This window comes from Streptomyces fildesensis (assembly GCF_016107395.1).
Lineage (GTDB): Bacteria > Actinomycetota > Actinomycetes > Streptomycetales > Streptomycetaceae > Actinacidiphila > Actinacidiphila fildesensis.
Genome location: NZ_JAAIKO010000002.1, coordinates 69,520 through 83,569 on the forward strand (window position 1 = coordinate 69,520; position 14,050 = coordinate 83,569).

11 protein-coding genes are annotated in these 14,050 nt (G+C 68.7%); 2 read left to right on the forward strand and 9 right to left on the reverse strand.

The features are described from left to right. Positions 1-92: 92 nt before the first annotated feature. The 5 genes from sucB to C6N31_RS04085 form a co-directional block, all read right to left on the reverse strand. A complete protein-coding gene (gene sucB / locus C6N31_RS04065; protein ID WP_198357142.1) occupies positions 93-1,859 on the reverse strand; it encodes a 2-oxoglutarate dehydrogenase, E2 component, dihydrolipoamide succinyltransferase in 1,767 nt (588 codons plus the stop codon). A 51-nt stretch (positions 1,860-1,910) separates the two neighbouring features. Further along, positions 1,911-3,299 (reverse strand): dihydrolipoyl dehydrogenase, encoded by a 1,389-nt coding sequence (gene lpdA, locus C6N31_RS04070; protein ID WP_164296201.1) that lies wholly within the window; start codon positions 3,297-3,299, stop codon positions 1,911-1,913. A gap of 367 nt (positions 3,300-3,666) precedes the next feature. Next, the gene (locus tag C6N31_RS04075; RefSeq protein WP_138353719.1) at positions 3,667-5,178 is read right to left on the reverse strand and encodes a leucyl aminopeptidase; all 1,512 of its coding nucleotides are present in this window, start codon (positions 5,176-5,178) and stop codon (positions 3,667-3,669) included. Between the two features lie 128 nt (positions 5,179-5,306). Beyond that, positions 5,307-5,507 carry a DUF397 domain-containing protein gene (locus tag C6N31_RS04080; protein ID WP_198357143.1) on the reverse strand — a complete coding sequence of 67 codons (201 nt, stop codon included), beginning with the start codon at positions 5,505-5,507 and terminating at the stop codon, positions 5,307-5,309. Between the two features lie 13 nt (positions 5,508-5,520). After that, positions 5,521-6,375, reverse strand: coding sequence for a helix-turn-helix domain-containing protein (locus C6N31_RS04085; RefSeq protein ID WP_198357144.1), 855 nt, complete (start codon positions 6,373-6,375; stop codon positions 5,521-5,523). Positions 6,376-6,498: 123 nt separating this feature from the next. Between C6N31_RS04085 and C6N31_RS04090 the strand changes: the two genes are divergently transcribed. Both C6N31_RS04090 and C6N31_RS04095 read left to right on the forward strand, forming a co-directional pair. Next, positions 6,499-6,975, forward strand: a complete 477-nt coding sequence (locus C6N31_RS04090; protein ID WP_269286293.1) for an ATP-binding protein — start codon at positions 6,499-6,501, stop codon at positions 6,973-6,975. Positions 6,976-7,112: 137 nt separating this feature from the next. After that, a complete protein-coding gene (locus tag C6N31_RS04095) occupies positions 7,113-7,520 on the forward strand; it encodes a DUF2690 domain-containing protein (protein WP_138353715.1) in 408 nt (135 codons plus the stop codon). A 14-nt stretch (positions 7,521-7,534) separates the two neighbouring features. Here the strand turns inward: C6N31_RS04095 and C6N31_RS04100 are convergent, their stop codons facing one another. The 4 genes from C6N31_RS04100 to C6N31_RS04115 all read right to left on the reverse strand — a co-directional run bounded on the left by C6N31_RS04100 (position 7,535) and on the right by C6N31_RS04115 (position 13,987). Further along, complete coding sequence (locus C6N31_RS04100; RefSeq protein ID WP_164296207.1) at positions 7,535-7,930, reverse strand: helix-turn-helix transcriptional regulator; 396 nt, start codon at positions 7,928-7,930, stop codon at positions 7,535-7,537. A 101-nt stretch (positions 7,931-8,031) separates the two neighbouring features. Continuing rightward, complete coding sequence (locus C6N31_RS04105; RefSeq protein ID WP_198357145.1) at positions 8,032-8,910, reverse strand: AraC family transcriptional regulator; 879 nt, start codon at positions 8,908-8,910, stop codon at positions 8,032-8,034. 176 nt (positions 8,911-9,086) lie between these two features. Next, the gene (locus C6N31_RS04110) at positions 9,087-9,392 is read right to left on the reverse strand and encodes a hypothetical protein (RefSeq protein ID WP_244809140.1); all 306 of its coding nucleotides are present in this window, start codon (positions 9,390-9,392) and stop codon (positions 9,087-9,089) included. Positions 9,393-9,403: 11 nt separating this feature from the next. Then, positions 9,404-13,987 carry a DUF6531 domain-containing protein gene (locus tag C6N31_RS04115; protein ID WP_368860164.1) on the reverse strand — a complete coding sequence of 1,528 codons (4,584 nt, stop codon included), beginning with the start codon at positions 13,985-13,987 and terminating at the stop codon, positions 9,404-9,406. Positions 13,988-14,050: the final 63 nt, after the last annotated feature.

Below are 14,050 nucleotides of genomic sequence, written 5' to 3' on the forward strand. Positions count from 1 at the left end.
ACCGCCGGAACGCCGACGCCCCCGGCCCGGCGTACCGGGTCGGGGGCGTCGCACTGCGATCACCTCGCCGCGTCAGGGACGCGGCATGAGTGTCAGAGACCGATCTCGGTCTCGAACTCGGCGGCTTCCAGGATCTCCTTGACGGCCGTCAGGTAACGGGCCGCATCGGCACCGTCCACCAGGCGGTGGTCGTAGGAGAGCGCCAGGTACGTCATGTCGCGGACGCCGATGACGGTGCCCTCGGCGGTCTCGATGACCACCGGACGCTTGACGGTCGCGCCGATGCCCAGGATGGCGGCCTGGTTCGGGGGCACGATCACCGTGTCGAACAGCGCACCGCGCGAGCCGGTGTTGCTGATCGTGAAGGTGGCGCCGGACAGCTCGTCCGGGCTGATCTTGCTCGCCCGGACCTTGCCGGCCAGCTCCGCGGTCCGCTTGGAGATACCCGCGATGTTGAGGTCGCCCGCACCCTTGATGACCGGAGTCATCAGACCCTTCTCGGAGTCCACCGCGATACCGATGTTCTCGGAGTCGAAGTAGGTGATGGTGCCCTCGTCGTCGTTGATCCGGGCGTTGACGACCGGGTGGGCCTTCAGCGCCTGGGCCGCGGCCTTGACGAAGAACGGCATCGGCGAGAGCTTGACGCCCTCGCGCTGCGCGAACGCGTCCTTGGCCTTGTTGCGCATCTGCATGATCTTGGTGATGTCCACCTCGACCACGCTGGTGAGCTGCGCCTGGCTGTGCAGCGCCTTCATCATGTTGTCGCCGATGACCTTGCGCATGCGGGTCATCTTGACCGTCTGGCCGCGCAGCGGGGACGCCACGAGGGCGGCCTTCGGAGCGGGCGCGGACGCGGCCGGGGCCGCGGTGGCCGCGGCCTTGGCGGCCTCGGCGGCGGCGAGGACGTCCTGCTTGCGGATACGGCCACCGACGCCGGTGCCCTTGACCGAGGACAGGTTCACGCCGTTCTCGGAGGCGAGCTTACGGACCAGGGGGGTCACGTAGGCGCCGTCGTCACCCGAGGTGGCCGGTGCCGGAGCGGCGGCCGGGGCCTGGGCGGGGGCGGCGGGTGCCGGAGCCGGGGCGGCGGGCGCGACCGGAGCCGGTGCCGGGGCCTGCGGGGCCGGGGCGGCCGGTGCCGGGGCGGCCGGAGCCGCGACGGGGGCCGGAGCGGCGGGAGCCGGTGCCGGGGTGGCGGCCGGAGCCGGAGCCGCGGCGGCCGGGGCAGCCGCCGGAGCGGCACCCGCGGCGCCGATGACGGCGAGCTTGGCGCCGACCTCGGCGGTCTCGTCCTCGTTGATGAGGATCTCCAGGAGGACACCACCGGTCGGGGCCGGGATCTCGGTGTCGACCTTGTCGGTGGAGACCTCGAGCAGCGGCTCGTCGGCCTCGACGGTCTCGCCGACCGACTTGAGCCAACGGGTGACGGTGCCCTCGGTGACCGACTCGCCCAGTGCGGGCAGCAGGACCGGGGTGCCCTCGGCGGAGCCCGAGGGAGCGGCGGCCGGGGCCGGGGCCGCGGGGGCCTCGGCGGCCGGAGCCGGCGCGGCGGGGGCCTCGGCCTGGACGGGAGCCGGGGCCGGAGCCTCGGCAGCGGCCGGGGCGGCGGCGGGCGCGCCCGAGCCGTCGTCGATGATGGCCAGCTCGGCGCCGACCTCGACGGTCTCGTCCTCGGCCACCTTGATGGAGGCCAGAATGCCGGAAGCGGGCGACGGGATCTCGGTGTCGACCTTGTCGGTCGACACCTCGAGCAGCGGCTCGTCTGCCTCGACGCGTTCACCCTCGGCCTTGAGCCAACGGGTGACGGTGCCCTCGGTCACGCTCTCGCCGAGCGCCGGAAGGGTTACGGAAACCGCCATGGTTGCGGTTGCTCCTAACGATCTGTGCGGATGGGGTGCGTGGTGAGGGGCTTAGTCGTGCGAGTGCAGCGGCTTGCCCGCGAGGGCCAGGTGGGCCTCGCCGAGCGCCTCGCTCTGGGTCGGGTGCGCGTGGATGAGCTGGGCGACCTCGGCCGGCAGCGCTTCCCAGTTGTAGATCAGCTGGGCTTCGCCGACCTGCTCGCCCATACGGTCACCGACCATGTGGACGCCGACGACGGCACCATCCCTGACCTGGACGAGCTTGATCTCGCCCGCGGTCTTGAGGATCTTGCTCTTGCCGTTGCCCGCGAGGTTGTACTTCAGGGTGACGACCTTGTCGGCGCCGTACAGCTCCTTGGCCTTCGCCTCGGTGATACCGACGGAGGCGACCTCCGGGTGGCAGTACGTGACGCGCGGAACGCCGTCGTAGTCGATCGGCACGGCCTTGAGACCGGCCAGCCGCTCAGCTACCAGGATGCCCTCGGCGAAGCCGACGTGCGCGAGCTGGAGGGTCGGGACGAGGTCGCCGACGGCCGAGATGGTCGGCACGTTGGTCTGCATGTACTCGTCGACGAGGACATAGCCGCGGTCGAGTGCGACACCGGCCTCCTCGTAGCCCAGGCCCTGCGAGACCGGGCCGCGGCCGACGGCGACGAGCAGCAGCTCGGCCTCGAACTCCTTGCCGTCGGCGAGGGTCACCTTCACACCGTCGGCCGTGTACTCGGCCTTCTGGAAGAAGGTGCCGAGGTTGAACTTGATGCCGCGCTTGCGGAAGGCGCGCTCCAGGATCTTGGAGCTGTTCTCGTCCTCCAGCGGGGCCAGGTGCGGCAGGCCCTCGATGATCGTGATGTCCGCGCCGAAGGACTTCCACGCGGAGGCGAACTCGACGCCGATGACGCCGCCGCCCAGCACGATCGCGGACTTCGGGACGCGGTCCAGGACCAGCGCGTGGTCCGAGGAGATGATGCGGTCGCCGTCGATGGTCAGACCCGGCAGCGACTTCGGCACGGAGCCGGTCGCCAGCAGGAGGTGGCGGCCGGTGTAGCGCTCGCCGTTCACATCGACGGTGGTGGGGGAGGACACCCGGCCCTCACCCGTGACGTAAGTGATCTTGCGGCTGGCGACCAGCCCCTGCAGACCCTTGTACAGGCCCGCGATCACGTCGTCCTTGTACTTGTGGACACCCGCCATGTCGATGCCATCGAAGGTGGTCTTGACACCGAACTGCTCGCTCTCACGAGCCTGGTCGGCGATCTCGCCCGCGTGCAGCAGAGCCTTTGTGGGGATGCAGCCGTTGTGCAGACACGTGCCACCGAGCTTGTTCTTCTCGATCAGGGCGACGTCCAGGCCCAGCTGCGCCGCGCGCAGCGCCGCGGCGTAACCGCCACTGCCGCCGCCGAGGATCACTAGGTCGAAAACGGTGCTGGCGTCGTTCGCCACGTCACGTCCTCCATGCATGGGTACGCCGGAGCCGGTCTGTGGTGACCGGGCGGCGGCTGTTATTCGGCCGCTATGTCTGAAAACTGTGAAAACTGGGCCCTGTCGTGCCGACCAACATCTTCGCACTTGTTCGCGGCGGACGGGCCACCGGGCCGGGGTCTGAGACGGACTTAAGCCTCATCCCGGGAGGCTACTGGCCCGTAAGGGGCACTCCGGGCGCTGGAATCTCGCTCAGGGCGAACACCCGCCCGGTCGCGCGTACGGCCCCGGGCGTGCTAGCCCGGGGCCGTACCTTCGTACAAACGAGCACTGAATTCCGGCTGAAACGCGCGGTCGGAAGCGCGTCCGTCCGGGGTTTGCCGGGGGTCTAGAGGACGTCGCCCGCGGCGGCCTTCTCGACCAGCCGGACCAGGGTGCGGACCGCCGTGCCGGCGCCGCCCTTCGGGGTGTAGCCGAACGGCGCGCCCTCGTTGAACGCCGGGCCCGCGATGTCCAGGTGCGCCCAGGTGATGCCCTCGCCCACGAACTCCTGCAGGAACAGACCGGCCACCAGGCCGCCGCCCGCCCGCTCGCCCATGTTCGCGATGTCCGCGACCGGGGAGTCCATCGCCTTGAGCAGCTCCGGCGGCATCGGCATCGGCCACGCCTGCTCGCCCGACTCCGTCGCCGTCTCGTGCAGCACGGTACGGAAGCCGTCGTCGTTCGACATGATCGCGAACGTACGAGTACCGAGCGCCAGCACCATCGCGCCGGTCAGCGTCGCCACGTCCACGATCGCGTCCGGGTTGTCCTCGGAGGCGCGCGCCAGCGCGTCCGCCAGGACCAGCCGGCCCTCGGCGTCGGTGTTGAGCACCTCGACGGTCTTGCCCGAGTACATCTTCAGCACGTCGCCGGGACGCGTCGCGTTGCCGCCCGGCATGTTCTCCGCGAGCGCCAGCCAGCCGGTCACGTTGACCTGCAGGCCCAGCTTGGACGCGGCCACGACGGTCGCGAACACGGCGGCCGCGCCGCTCATGTCGCACTTCATCGTCTCGTTGTGGCCCGGGGGCTTGAGGGAGATGCCGCCCGAGTCGTACGTGATGCCCTTGCCGACCAGCGCGACGGTCTTCTTCGCCTTCGGGTGGGTGTACGCCACCTTCACCAGCCGCGGCGGGGTCGCCGAGCCCTGGCCGACGCCCATGATGCCGCCGAAGCCGCCCTTGAGCAGCGCCTTCTCGTCGAGCACCTCGACCTTGAGGCCGTGCTCCTTGCCCGCGGCCTGGACCGCCGACGCGAACGCCTTCGGGTTCAGGTCGTTCGGCGGCATGTTGATCAGGTCACGCGCCCGGTTGACCTCCTCGGCCACCGCGGTCGCCCGCTCGGCCGCGGCCTTGTGCGCCTTGTCGCGCGGCTTGGCACCCACCAGGGCGATCTCGCCCAGCGGACCCTTGCCGCCGGCGCTGTCCACCCGGTACGCCGTGTACGCGTAAGCGCCCAGCAGTGCGCCCGTCGCCACCGCCTCCACGCCCGCCGCGTCCGTCGCCGGCAGCGCGAACGCCGCCTTCTTCGTCCCGCTCAGCGCACGCGCCGCGGCACCGGCCGCCCGGCGCAGCGCCTCGGCGTCGTAGCCGGCACCGTCGGCGGGCGTCTCACCCAGACCCACAGCGAGCACCACCGCCGACTTCACGCCGGACGGAGCCGGCAGCTTCGTCACCTCGCCCTCGCCGCCCGAGGCGCCGAGGAGTTCCAGCGTCGCGGCGAGCTTGCCGTCGAACGCCGCGTCCACGGCCTCCGCACCGGCGGCGACCTCGGGGCCCTTGGCGCCCTTGGTCACTCCGATGACGACGGCATCCGCGCGCAACGCTGCGCCGGAGGAAGTGCTGAGTGTCAGTGCAGTCACGGTGAGGGTGGTCCTGTTCCGTCGAATGTTGTCGGCCGAGGGGTGGGCCGGCCGCGCCCCTCGCATCGTATTCCGCCACGCCCGCGGGGCGGCACGCCAGGGCTGCGCGGCCTGTGCCGCGGTCGAGCCTACGCCTGACGCGGCGCGTCGAGGGCCCCTGCCTTCACGGCGTCGAGGAACGCCCTGAGCCGGGCGGGGGTGGTCGTCACGATCGCCCCGGGCTCGGTGCTTTCGCGTATGGATACGCGGGGGCCGGTGACGGCCAGCTGTATGCAGTTGTTGCCGCCTCCGCCGGAGAACGAGGACTTCTGCCAGTTCGGTCGGGACACGTACGGCCACCTCTCAGAGTTCGCGGGCGATTGCCAGGATGAGCTCCCGGGACGCGACTGCGGGCATTGCCATCTGCTCCATGTTGTCGAGCAGCGCCGCATAGTTCGTCAGCGGCGTCGGGGCGTCGACGAAGACCGGGCCGAGCGCCGAGTCCAACTGCACGGTGTCCAACTGCGGGACGGGACCCTTGGCGTAGAGGATGGACTGGCCGTCACCGAAGATCCCACCGGCGCTGAAGGGGATCACCAGCAGGGTGACGCGCTCCCGCTCGGAGGCCTCGGCGAGGTACTCGAGCTGCGCACGCGTGGTTTTCGGGCCGCCGAACTGAATGCGGAGCGCGGCCTCGTGGATGATCCCGGTGTACTGCGGTGGGTCGGGCCGGTCGAGGACGGTCTGACGTGCCATCCGCTGCGCGAGCCGCAACTCCAGCTCAAGCGGGCGGGGCTTGGGGACGGCGAGCGAGAAGATCGCGCGGGCATGGTCTTCGGTCTGGAACAGTCCCGGCAGATGTGTCGTCTGGGAGGTACGCAAAGAGACGGCGAAGTGCTCCAACTCGCAGATGTCGAGGAACCCGCCGGGAACCTTGCCGCGGTACTCGTCCCACCAGAGACGACCCCGTCGCGCACCGGTCATCCCGGCCAGGGCATCGATCAGCGCGTGGTCGGAGCATCGGTAGAAGCTGGCGATCTGGCGGACCCGGTCCTCGCTGAGGCCGGTGCGTGCCGCTTCGATGTTCGAGACCATCGTCCGGTCCGCGCCCAGCCGCTCGGCGGCCTCCGCCACGGAGAGACCTGCTTGTTCGCGAAGCCTGCGGACCTCCGTGGCCAGGCGGCGCTGCCTACCTGTCGGTGGGTTCTTCGATGCCATGGGTCCTCTCTCGCAGGCCGGAGCCAGTTTGTCAGCGCTGCACGAGGCCGGTCCAGCAGCCGCAAGAATAGTTCACCTGTTAGTTGGAAATGGACTCACATGTGAGTCAGAATCCACTACGGTGTGACCCACGCCACTCAACCCGGCCCGGAGGGCAACATGTACGCCGTGCAGCCGTCGTGTCCCGACCCCGCCCGCCGCGAAGCGGAAACGTGGGAGTACTACCTCCAACTGCCGCACGACCCACGCGCGCCCGGGATCGCCCGGACGACCGTCCGGGCGATCCTCGTGGCACACGGCTTACGTGAACTCGTCGATACGGCTGCGCTGTTGACCTCGGAGCTGGCGACCAACGCGTACCGCTACGCGCAGGGCCCCGCTTCGCTGCGGCTCAACTGGGAGCCGCGTCGGCTGCGGGTGACGGTCCGGGACAACAACCCGGAGCTGCCGGCGGCGCTCGCGCCGGATCCGGACGCGGACGGCGGGCGCGGGCTCTTCCTGCTGGACCTGTTCTCGGACCGGTGCGGCGGATACGCGCTGGGGGAGGAGCCGTTCGGGCTGTGCGGCAAGCTGATGTGGTTCGAGCTGGCGGCACGGTGACCGCCGCAACGACGTACGCGGCGGTCTAACGGTTCCAGGGTGTCCGGAAGGGGACGCATGTCCTGTTCGCCCTCGTCCGGGGGGACTTCGGCTGGTGGGATCGGGGGGTCCCAGCAGGTAGCCGAAGGGAATCGCAGATGTCTTCGCTCAAGCGCCGGATCGCCGCAGGAATCGGAAGTACCGCCATCGTCGTGGCGGGTGTCGTCACCCTCGCCCCAGCCGCGAGCGCGGCGCCCAGCGCGCCAGCGGCGTGCAGTACGAGCAACGCGGTGACCAAGAAGACCGCGCACAACGGCAGCATGTACATCGAGCTGCGCTACAGCACGTCCAGCCGGTGCGCGTGGGGACGGATCAGCAGTTCCAACGTGGGCAACAAGGTGTGGGTCGACCGGTCGAGCAACGGTGGGTCCACGTGGACCGGGCCGATGGGGATGACCACGCAGCAGTCGGGCAGCGACACCCACACGCCGGCCTTCGATGACGCGGGTTACGTCATGCGGGCGTGCGGGTTCAACGGCACCACCGTGTGTACCGGCTGGTACTAGAGGGCCCAGTGGGCCTAGACGGCCCGCCGGTCGTAGGCCGGCAGCCAGCCGAGGCGGGCCGCGGCCAGTGCCAGGGTGAACCTGTTGCTGGCTCCGGCCCGTTCGGCGAGGGAGCCGACGTGGCGGCGGACGGATCGTTCGCTGACGCCCAGCCGGCGGGCGATCGCGCTGTCCTTGGTGCCGTCCGCGAGGAGCAGCAGGATGTGGCGCTGCACGAGCGTCGGGGGCAGGACGGGTGGGTCGCAGCGGGAGACGGCGGGCGGTGACGGTGCGGCGGCCAGGGCGGTGAAGGTCTGGATGCGTTCCAGCAGGGCGTTCTGCTCGGCGAGCAACCGGTTCTGGTCCGCGAGCAGTTCCTGGTAGCGCCGTAGTGCCGCCGGGGCGGACGGGGCCGTTCTGGTGTCATACACCTCGGCAGGCTCGCAGAGCGGCGGTCGCGCCGTATTGAAGAAATTCGCACCCGCACCCGCACCCGGCACCCGCACCCGGCACGGTTCGGCGCAGGCCGGCGTCAGGTCAGGATGATGCTGGTGACCTGGCCGTCCACCCGGTCCACCGTGGGCGGGCCCGCGAAGTCCAGGCCGCGGGCGTGCCGGAACTGGCGGGGGGTGCGGCCGATCATCGCCTTGAACTCGCGGTTCAGGTGCGCCTGGTCGCTGAATCCGCACTCGGCGGCGATGCCCGCCACCGGCAGGTCCGCCGCCATCAGCCGCAGCACCTTGCGCAGCCGCATGACGCGCGCCGCGCCCTTCGGCGTCAGCCCGATCTCGGCGCGGAAGCGGTTCTCCAACTGCCGCCAGCCCCACCCGGTGGCGGCGACGAGCTCGCCGATGGGCAGGGCGCCGGAGGTCCTGGCGAGTTCCCGCCAGGCGTACCGGACGCGGTCCGAGACGGGGAGCGCGTCCTCGGACCAGTGCAGGAACACGGTGTCCAGCAGGTCGAAGCGCTGGGCCCAGCCAGCGGCGCAGGCGAGGGCGTCGGCGAGATCGCGGCAGCGGGGGCCGAGCAGGTCGATGGGGTCGGTGATGGTGTCGGCGAGTTCGTGCATCGGGATCCCGAACAGCGAATACGCCTTCCATGGCGAGAGGATGACCTCCAGGCCGTACAGCCGCCCGCTGTGCCGCCCGAGGCCGGCGCTGGTGCGTAGCCCGACCAGCATCGAGCGGTGGGCGTTGCCGGGGGCCGACGGCGTCAGGGCCTCCGTCACCCGCACTTCGTGGTCGAAGGAGAACAACAGCGTCACCGCGCCGTCCGGGACCTCCAGCCGCTGCCGCGGCAGGTCCAGGTTCAGCCGGTACCCCCGGTACCGCTGCACCCCCGGCCGCAGCCGGGCATGCGGCAGCGCCGTCGCCACCTCCCAACGGCCCTCAGGACACGCCAGATGCTGCATCGTCCGTTCCCCCCATGACCCCGGAACCGCTCAGCCCTTGTCATCCTGCGGTGCGGGGAAAGGGTTCGGAGCACCCTTTCCGGTCAGATGTGGCCTGCCAGGTCGCGCTGAGGATCCGTCGGCACCGGGCGGACCGTGCCGAGTGCCTCTGCCGGGCCCGCGATACCGCCACCCGGTCAGGCCTCCAGGGTCCAGGCGGGCGAGTCCCGCGGCGGGGCCTGGCGGATCCGCCATTGGGACCGGTCGGCGTCGGGCTCCCAGTAGGGCACGTCACCTTCGTAGTAGAGGCCGTAGGCCCAGTGCTCGGGCTCCTCGTGGGCCAGTAGGTCGGGCCATTCGTTGAACACCTGGTTGCCCCACGCCCGGTTGATACGCGCCACCGCCTCGGCCCGGGAGATCCCGAAGAGGGTCACCAGTTCTTCGGCGACTTCGCCCAGATATTCCTGCATCTCCGGAACTGCGGGCATCGTGAACTCGGACACGAGTCGATCTCCTAACGGACCAAGGATCGGGTGAACAGATCAGCTGCCTTAGAGGAGAAGATCGCTATCTGGTGTCCCTTGAAGACGCCGTCCGCGCCGCCGCGGAAAGCCCTGAGGTTCAACAGCATGGGGCCCTCCACCATCTCGAAGCTGTGCATTGCGCCGCCATTGCGGTGATGCCTGATGAAGCTGGCCAGGTCGTCGCTGGGACCATGGAAGATCTTACTCGTGAGGTTGTCCAGCTCGCTCTTCGGAACGCGGAAGTGCAGTACCTCCGCTGTGCCGCCCGCCCGGTCGGCGAGTCTTGTGGCCCACTGTCGGGCCTGGTTGGCGTCATTGGTGACGTAGAAGCCGCCGCGTCCGAAGTCCATGGCCCGAGTACTGAAGGTGGGATCGATCCCGTTCTTGAGGATTCCGTCCAGGCCGGCTCCCGTTGTGCCGTGGTAGAGATCCACCAGACACTTGGCCTTGAGACCCAGCGGATCGGACCAATTGAGAGGGTTGGAGACATAGCCGTGGTGATCGGGAGCGGCAGTGAGGCCGAGCGGGTCCGGGCTGAGGTATCGGGCGGTCCCGGGTTCGTAATAGCGTTGATAGTTGTAGTGCAAGCCGGTCTCGGCGTCGTAGTACTGCCCGGGAAAGCGCAGAGGGCAGTCCACATTCGCCGGTGACGTGACGCCGAGCGGTGATCCCCACAGTGTCGACCGATTCTTCCAGACGATCACACCGTATACGTCGACCATTTCGGTTGGCGTACCGACCAGATCGGTGACTATGGCGTAGAAGCGCTCGTCGATGTCGTCCTGAGGGGCATCGCGCAATGCGGCGCGAACCGTCTGTGCGACGGGTATGTCGCCGTGTTCCCAATCCCAGGTTGTCGTGGCATCCGCGGTTGTCTGCTCGGCGAGGCGCGTGCCGTCCCAGACGAATTCCGTTGTTTCCAGGGCGGTAGTTCCGTCGTCGGCAAGGCGTGACTTGGAGATTCGGCGGCCGAGCGGGTCGTACTCGTAGTGCCAGGCGATGCCGTCCGGGGTGGTGACGTCCGTGAGCCGGTCTTCGGCGTTCCACACGTATTGATATACACGACTGCCACCCGAGAGTAGCTTTTGCGTACGCCTGACCACCCGGCCCTGATCGTCGTAGGTGTAGTTGACGTGCCCCGCCCGCTGGATGAGCGTTCCGTTGTAGGACCGGTCGCCCGATTCCGGGCTGGTGTGCTCACCGGCCGGCAGTGTCGCGGCGGCGAGATTCCCGGCGGTGTCATAGACGTATGCCTCGGTCCAGTCGGCACCGTTGACGGCAGTGACGCGGCTCGCGGAATCCAGCTCGAAGTGGTGGAAGCCCCCCGAGGCGTCATCGACGGCTGTGAGGCTTCCGTCCGCGGCGTGAGTGAAGGTCCGCCGTTGCGCCATCGGGGACTTCGGGCCGCGGGTTGACAGTGTCTGTGCTGTCGAACGGTTGTTGTCGTCCCACTGCCAGCTGAGTGCCACGCCCCCTAGGTCGCGCTCGACCTCCCGGCCCGCTTCGTCGTACGCGAAGCGCACGGTGTGGCTGCCCGACCGCAGGGACATCGGCCTGCCGGTGGTGCCGAATTCCCAGACGCTCAGGACCCCGCTCGGCGTGGTGCGCCGAGTACGGCGGCCTATTGCGTCGTAACGCGAGGAAACAGTACGACCGTTGACGCTTTCGGCCAGAATGCGGCCGAGAGGGTCCAGCTCCCGGGAGAGGTCGGCAACGGGGCTGACGGCACATTTCAGGCGTCCGAGTGCGTCGTGAACGAAGTCGGTGACCACACCACTGGAATCCTGCCGGGTGACATTGCCCAGGACATCCCGCTCGAATCGGATGCTTTGCCGCTCTCCGTTGATGCGTTCCGTCAATTGACCGGCTGCGTCGTAGCGATAACTGAGCTTCCGGCCATTGAAGTCGGTCTCCCCAACGAGGCGGCCCGAGGGATCGTAGTCGTAGCTCCAGACTCGGCCCTGCGCGTTGGTTACCGCCACCACTCGTAGTTCGGTGTCGTAGGTGAACTCGTAACGAGAGCCGTCCGGTTCCGTACGAACGGCGCAGAGGTCGAAATGAGTGTTCTCGTATCGTGTTGCACGGCCGCTGCCGGAGCGGTGCGCGACGGGGTTTCCCTCGACGTCGTACGACCATTGCTCAACGGACCCGTCCGGAGCCATGCGCCAAGCGATCTGCCCTTCGCCCGTCCAGCCGACACTCGTGGACGCCCCGGACGCGTCAGCGGCCTCCACCATGCGTCCGAATGCATCCCGCGTGATCCGGATCGTGGTGCCACCTACGTCGGTGATCGCCGCCGGAAGACCGGCGGAGTCATTGACCACGACCTGTTGCACTGTGCCGAACGCGTCGGTGACGCTGGTCAGACCGCCGCGCTCGTCGTAGGTGAAGTTCGTCGTGGCGCCGAGCGCGTCGGTCGCGGACGTACGGTTCCCAGCGGCGTCGTAGGAGTAGCGGGCGCGCGTTCCGTCGGGTTGGGTGATCCTCACGGGCAGGTTGAGGTCGTTGTACTCGATCGTCGCGGAGCTGCCGTCAGGGCGGGTCGCCATGGTCAGGTTGCCGGCACCGTCGTACGCGCAGCTCGTCGTGCGGCCGAGGGGGTCGGTCCTGGTGAGCAGGCGGTCGTACCGATCCCAGCTCAGCAGGGTGACCTGCCCCAGCGGATCGGTCTCGCGGATGAGTTGGTACTGATCATTGAAGTGGAACGTGGTGGCGTGACCGAGAGAATTTGTGGCGACGGTGGTGCGGGCGTCGGGATCGTATGAGTAGCGGTAGTTCAGAATCCCTTCCGAGCCTGTCGTACCCACACAGCGTCCTGCTTCGTCGTACTCGTAGCCGTACGAGGTCCCTGTCCGGTCCTCCCAGCCCGTGATACGGCCACGTTTGTCGTAGCTGAAGGCGAGCGGCAGGCCGGAGGAGTCAAAGATTTGGGTGAGGTTGCCGTCGCCGTCATATCCGTATCCCATCAACAGCGGCCGTTCCGGATCGCTGAGGAGGCGCAGAGCGGTGACTCGGCCGCCCCCTGTCTCGATTCCGACGTGGTATCCCCCCGTATGGCGCAGATCGACGGGGGCCGCGTCCGCCGAGTAGGTGATGGTGACGCGGTTGTTGTACCGATCGCTGATGGAAGTGAGCAGGAGTTCGGCTGTGCCCGGGTGCGGAGTGAAACCGAGAGTCCGGCCGGACTCGGGTATGCGGACCGACATGTCACTGGTAGGTCCGCCGTCCCATGTCAAGGGCCAGCGTGGACCCTCGAGAGGCATGAGGGAAAGGCCTGCGCTGGGGACGGGATAGTGCAGCAGCATCCCGTCGCCAGTGGTGAAGCGCACACCCTGATCGTCGAGATGAAGCCTTTGGTCCAGCGTTGAGGCCCAGGATTTACCGAACCAGCGGCCCGCCCGGTACGAGGAGCGGAAGTGGCGATCCAGGGTCAGCGGCAGGACACCGGGAAGTTGGAGATCGGTGGCTGACATGACCATTTCGCCGCTTGCCACGTCGATGGGGTCGCCACAGGTGAAGAGCTTCTTCATCTCGCGTCCCATTTGACGCAGCCCGCCTGCCCCCTTGCGGACGCTGTTGGCGATGTTCTCCAGGGCCTTGCCGCTCTTCAGCAGTGCCGGGAGTTCCTTGGCCATTTTGAGCAGGCCGCCAGCGGTGGTCAGGCCCTTGAACATGGGGATGCAGTCGAGGGCGGCGAAGAAGACGTCCCAGAGGCTGGCTTTTCCTTGCGCGTATTTGATGAGGGTGTCGGCGAGGACGACCAATGCGGCGGCCAGCACGATCCAGGCGAGCGGTCCGCCGATGATGAGGACGACGATGCCGAGCACGGCGACGATGACCTTGCAGACCGCGACGATGTCGTCCCAGTGGTCGGCGACCCAGTCGACCGCCTTCTCCCACCAGTGCTTGTTCTTGATCCCAGCGTCGGACGCCTCGTGCAGGGCGTGCTCCGCGGTCGACGCGGCGGTGTCCCGCAGGTGGGCGGCCTGAGCTGCCAGTTCCTTCGCCGCGTCCAGGCGTTGCTGCGCGTCGTGGACGGCGGTGTTCGCGGACTTCTGCGCGTTCGAAGCGTCCAGCGCATTACGGGTGGCGGTACGGACCTCGTCCGCCGACGGCGGTTCCACGCCCGGCTTCGGATCGGCCTGGTACTCCTTGGACTTGTCGCCCGCCCGCTTCACCCAGTCGTCGGCGTTGCCCTGCGTGGTCTTGGCCGCGTCCAGATCCTGCCGGGCGGTACGCCCCTGCGCCAAAGCGCGGTCCGCGTCCGCCTGCGCGGTCTCCAGCTTCGGCCAGTACGTCTCCAACGCCCCGGAAGCCAGCCGGTAGGACTTCTCCAACTTGCCCAGCTCGCCCGGCAGATCCCCGAACTGCTCGCGGTACGCGTCCCCCGCCAGACCCGCCCAGTCCTGCACCGCGTTGTTGCCGCTCAGCCCGCGCACCGACCGCAACGCCGACGACACATCGTCCGCGAAGTCGCCCAGTTTCCGGGCGAGTTCCTTCACCTCGTACGGATCACCCGGCACCGGATCCCGGTCCAGGTCCAGCACATGCCAATCCGTCGGACGATTCGCCACTGTCTAACCCCCGTGATTCGCCTCTGTCCGAGCGATCCTTTCACTTCCGCCACAGACGCTTCC

What these genes read in the sequence shown, in the direction of transcription:
- C6N31_RS04095 (WP_138353715.1), top strand. Translation starts at nt 7,113, where the DNA reads ATGTCTTCGCTCAAGCGCCGGATCGCCGCAGGAATCGGAAGTACCGCC.
- sucB (WP_198357142.1), bottom strand. Translation starts at nt 1,859, where the DNA reads ATGGCGGTTTCCGTAACCCTTCCGGCGCTCGGCGAGAGCGTGACCGAG.
- C6N31_RS04105 (WP_198357145.1), bottom strand. Translation starts at nt 8,910, where the DNA reads ATGCAGCATCTGGCGTGTCCTGAGGGCCGTTGGGAGGTGGCGACGGCG.
- C6N31_RS04085 (WP_198357144.1), bottom strand. Translation starts at nt 6,375, where the DNA reads ATGGCATCGAAGAACCCACCGACAGGTAGGCAGCGCCGCCTGGCCACG.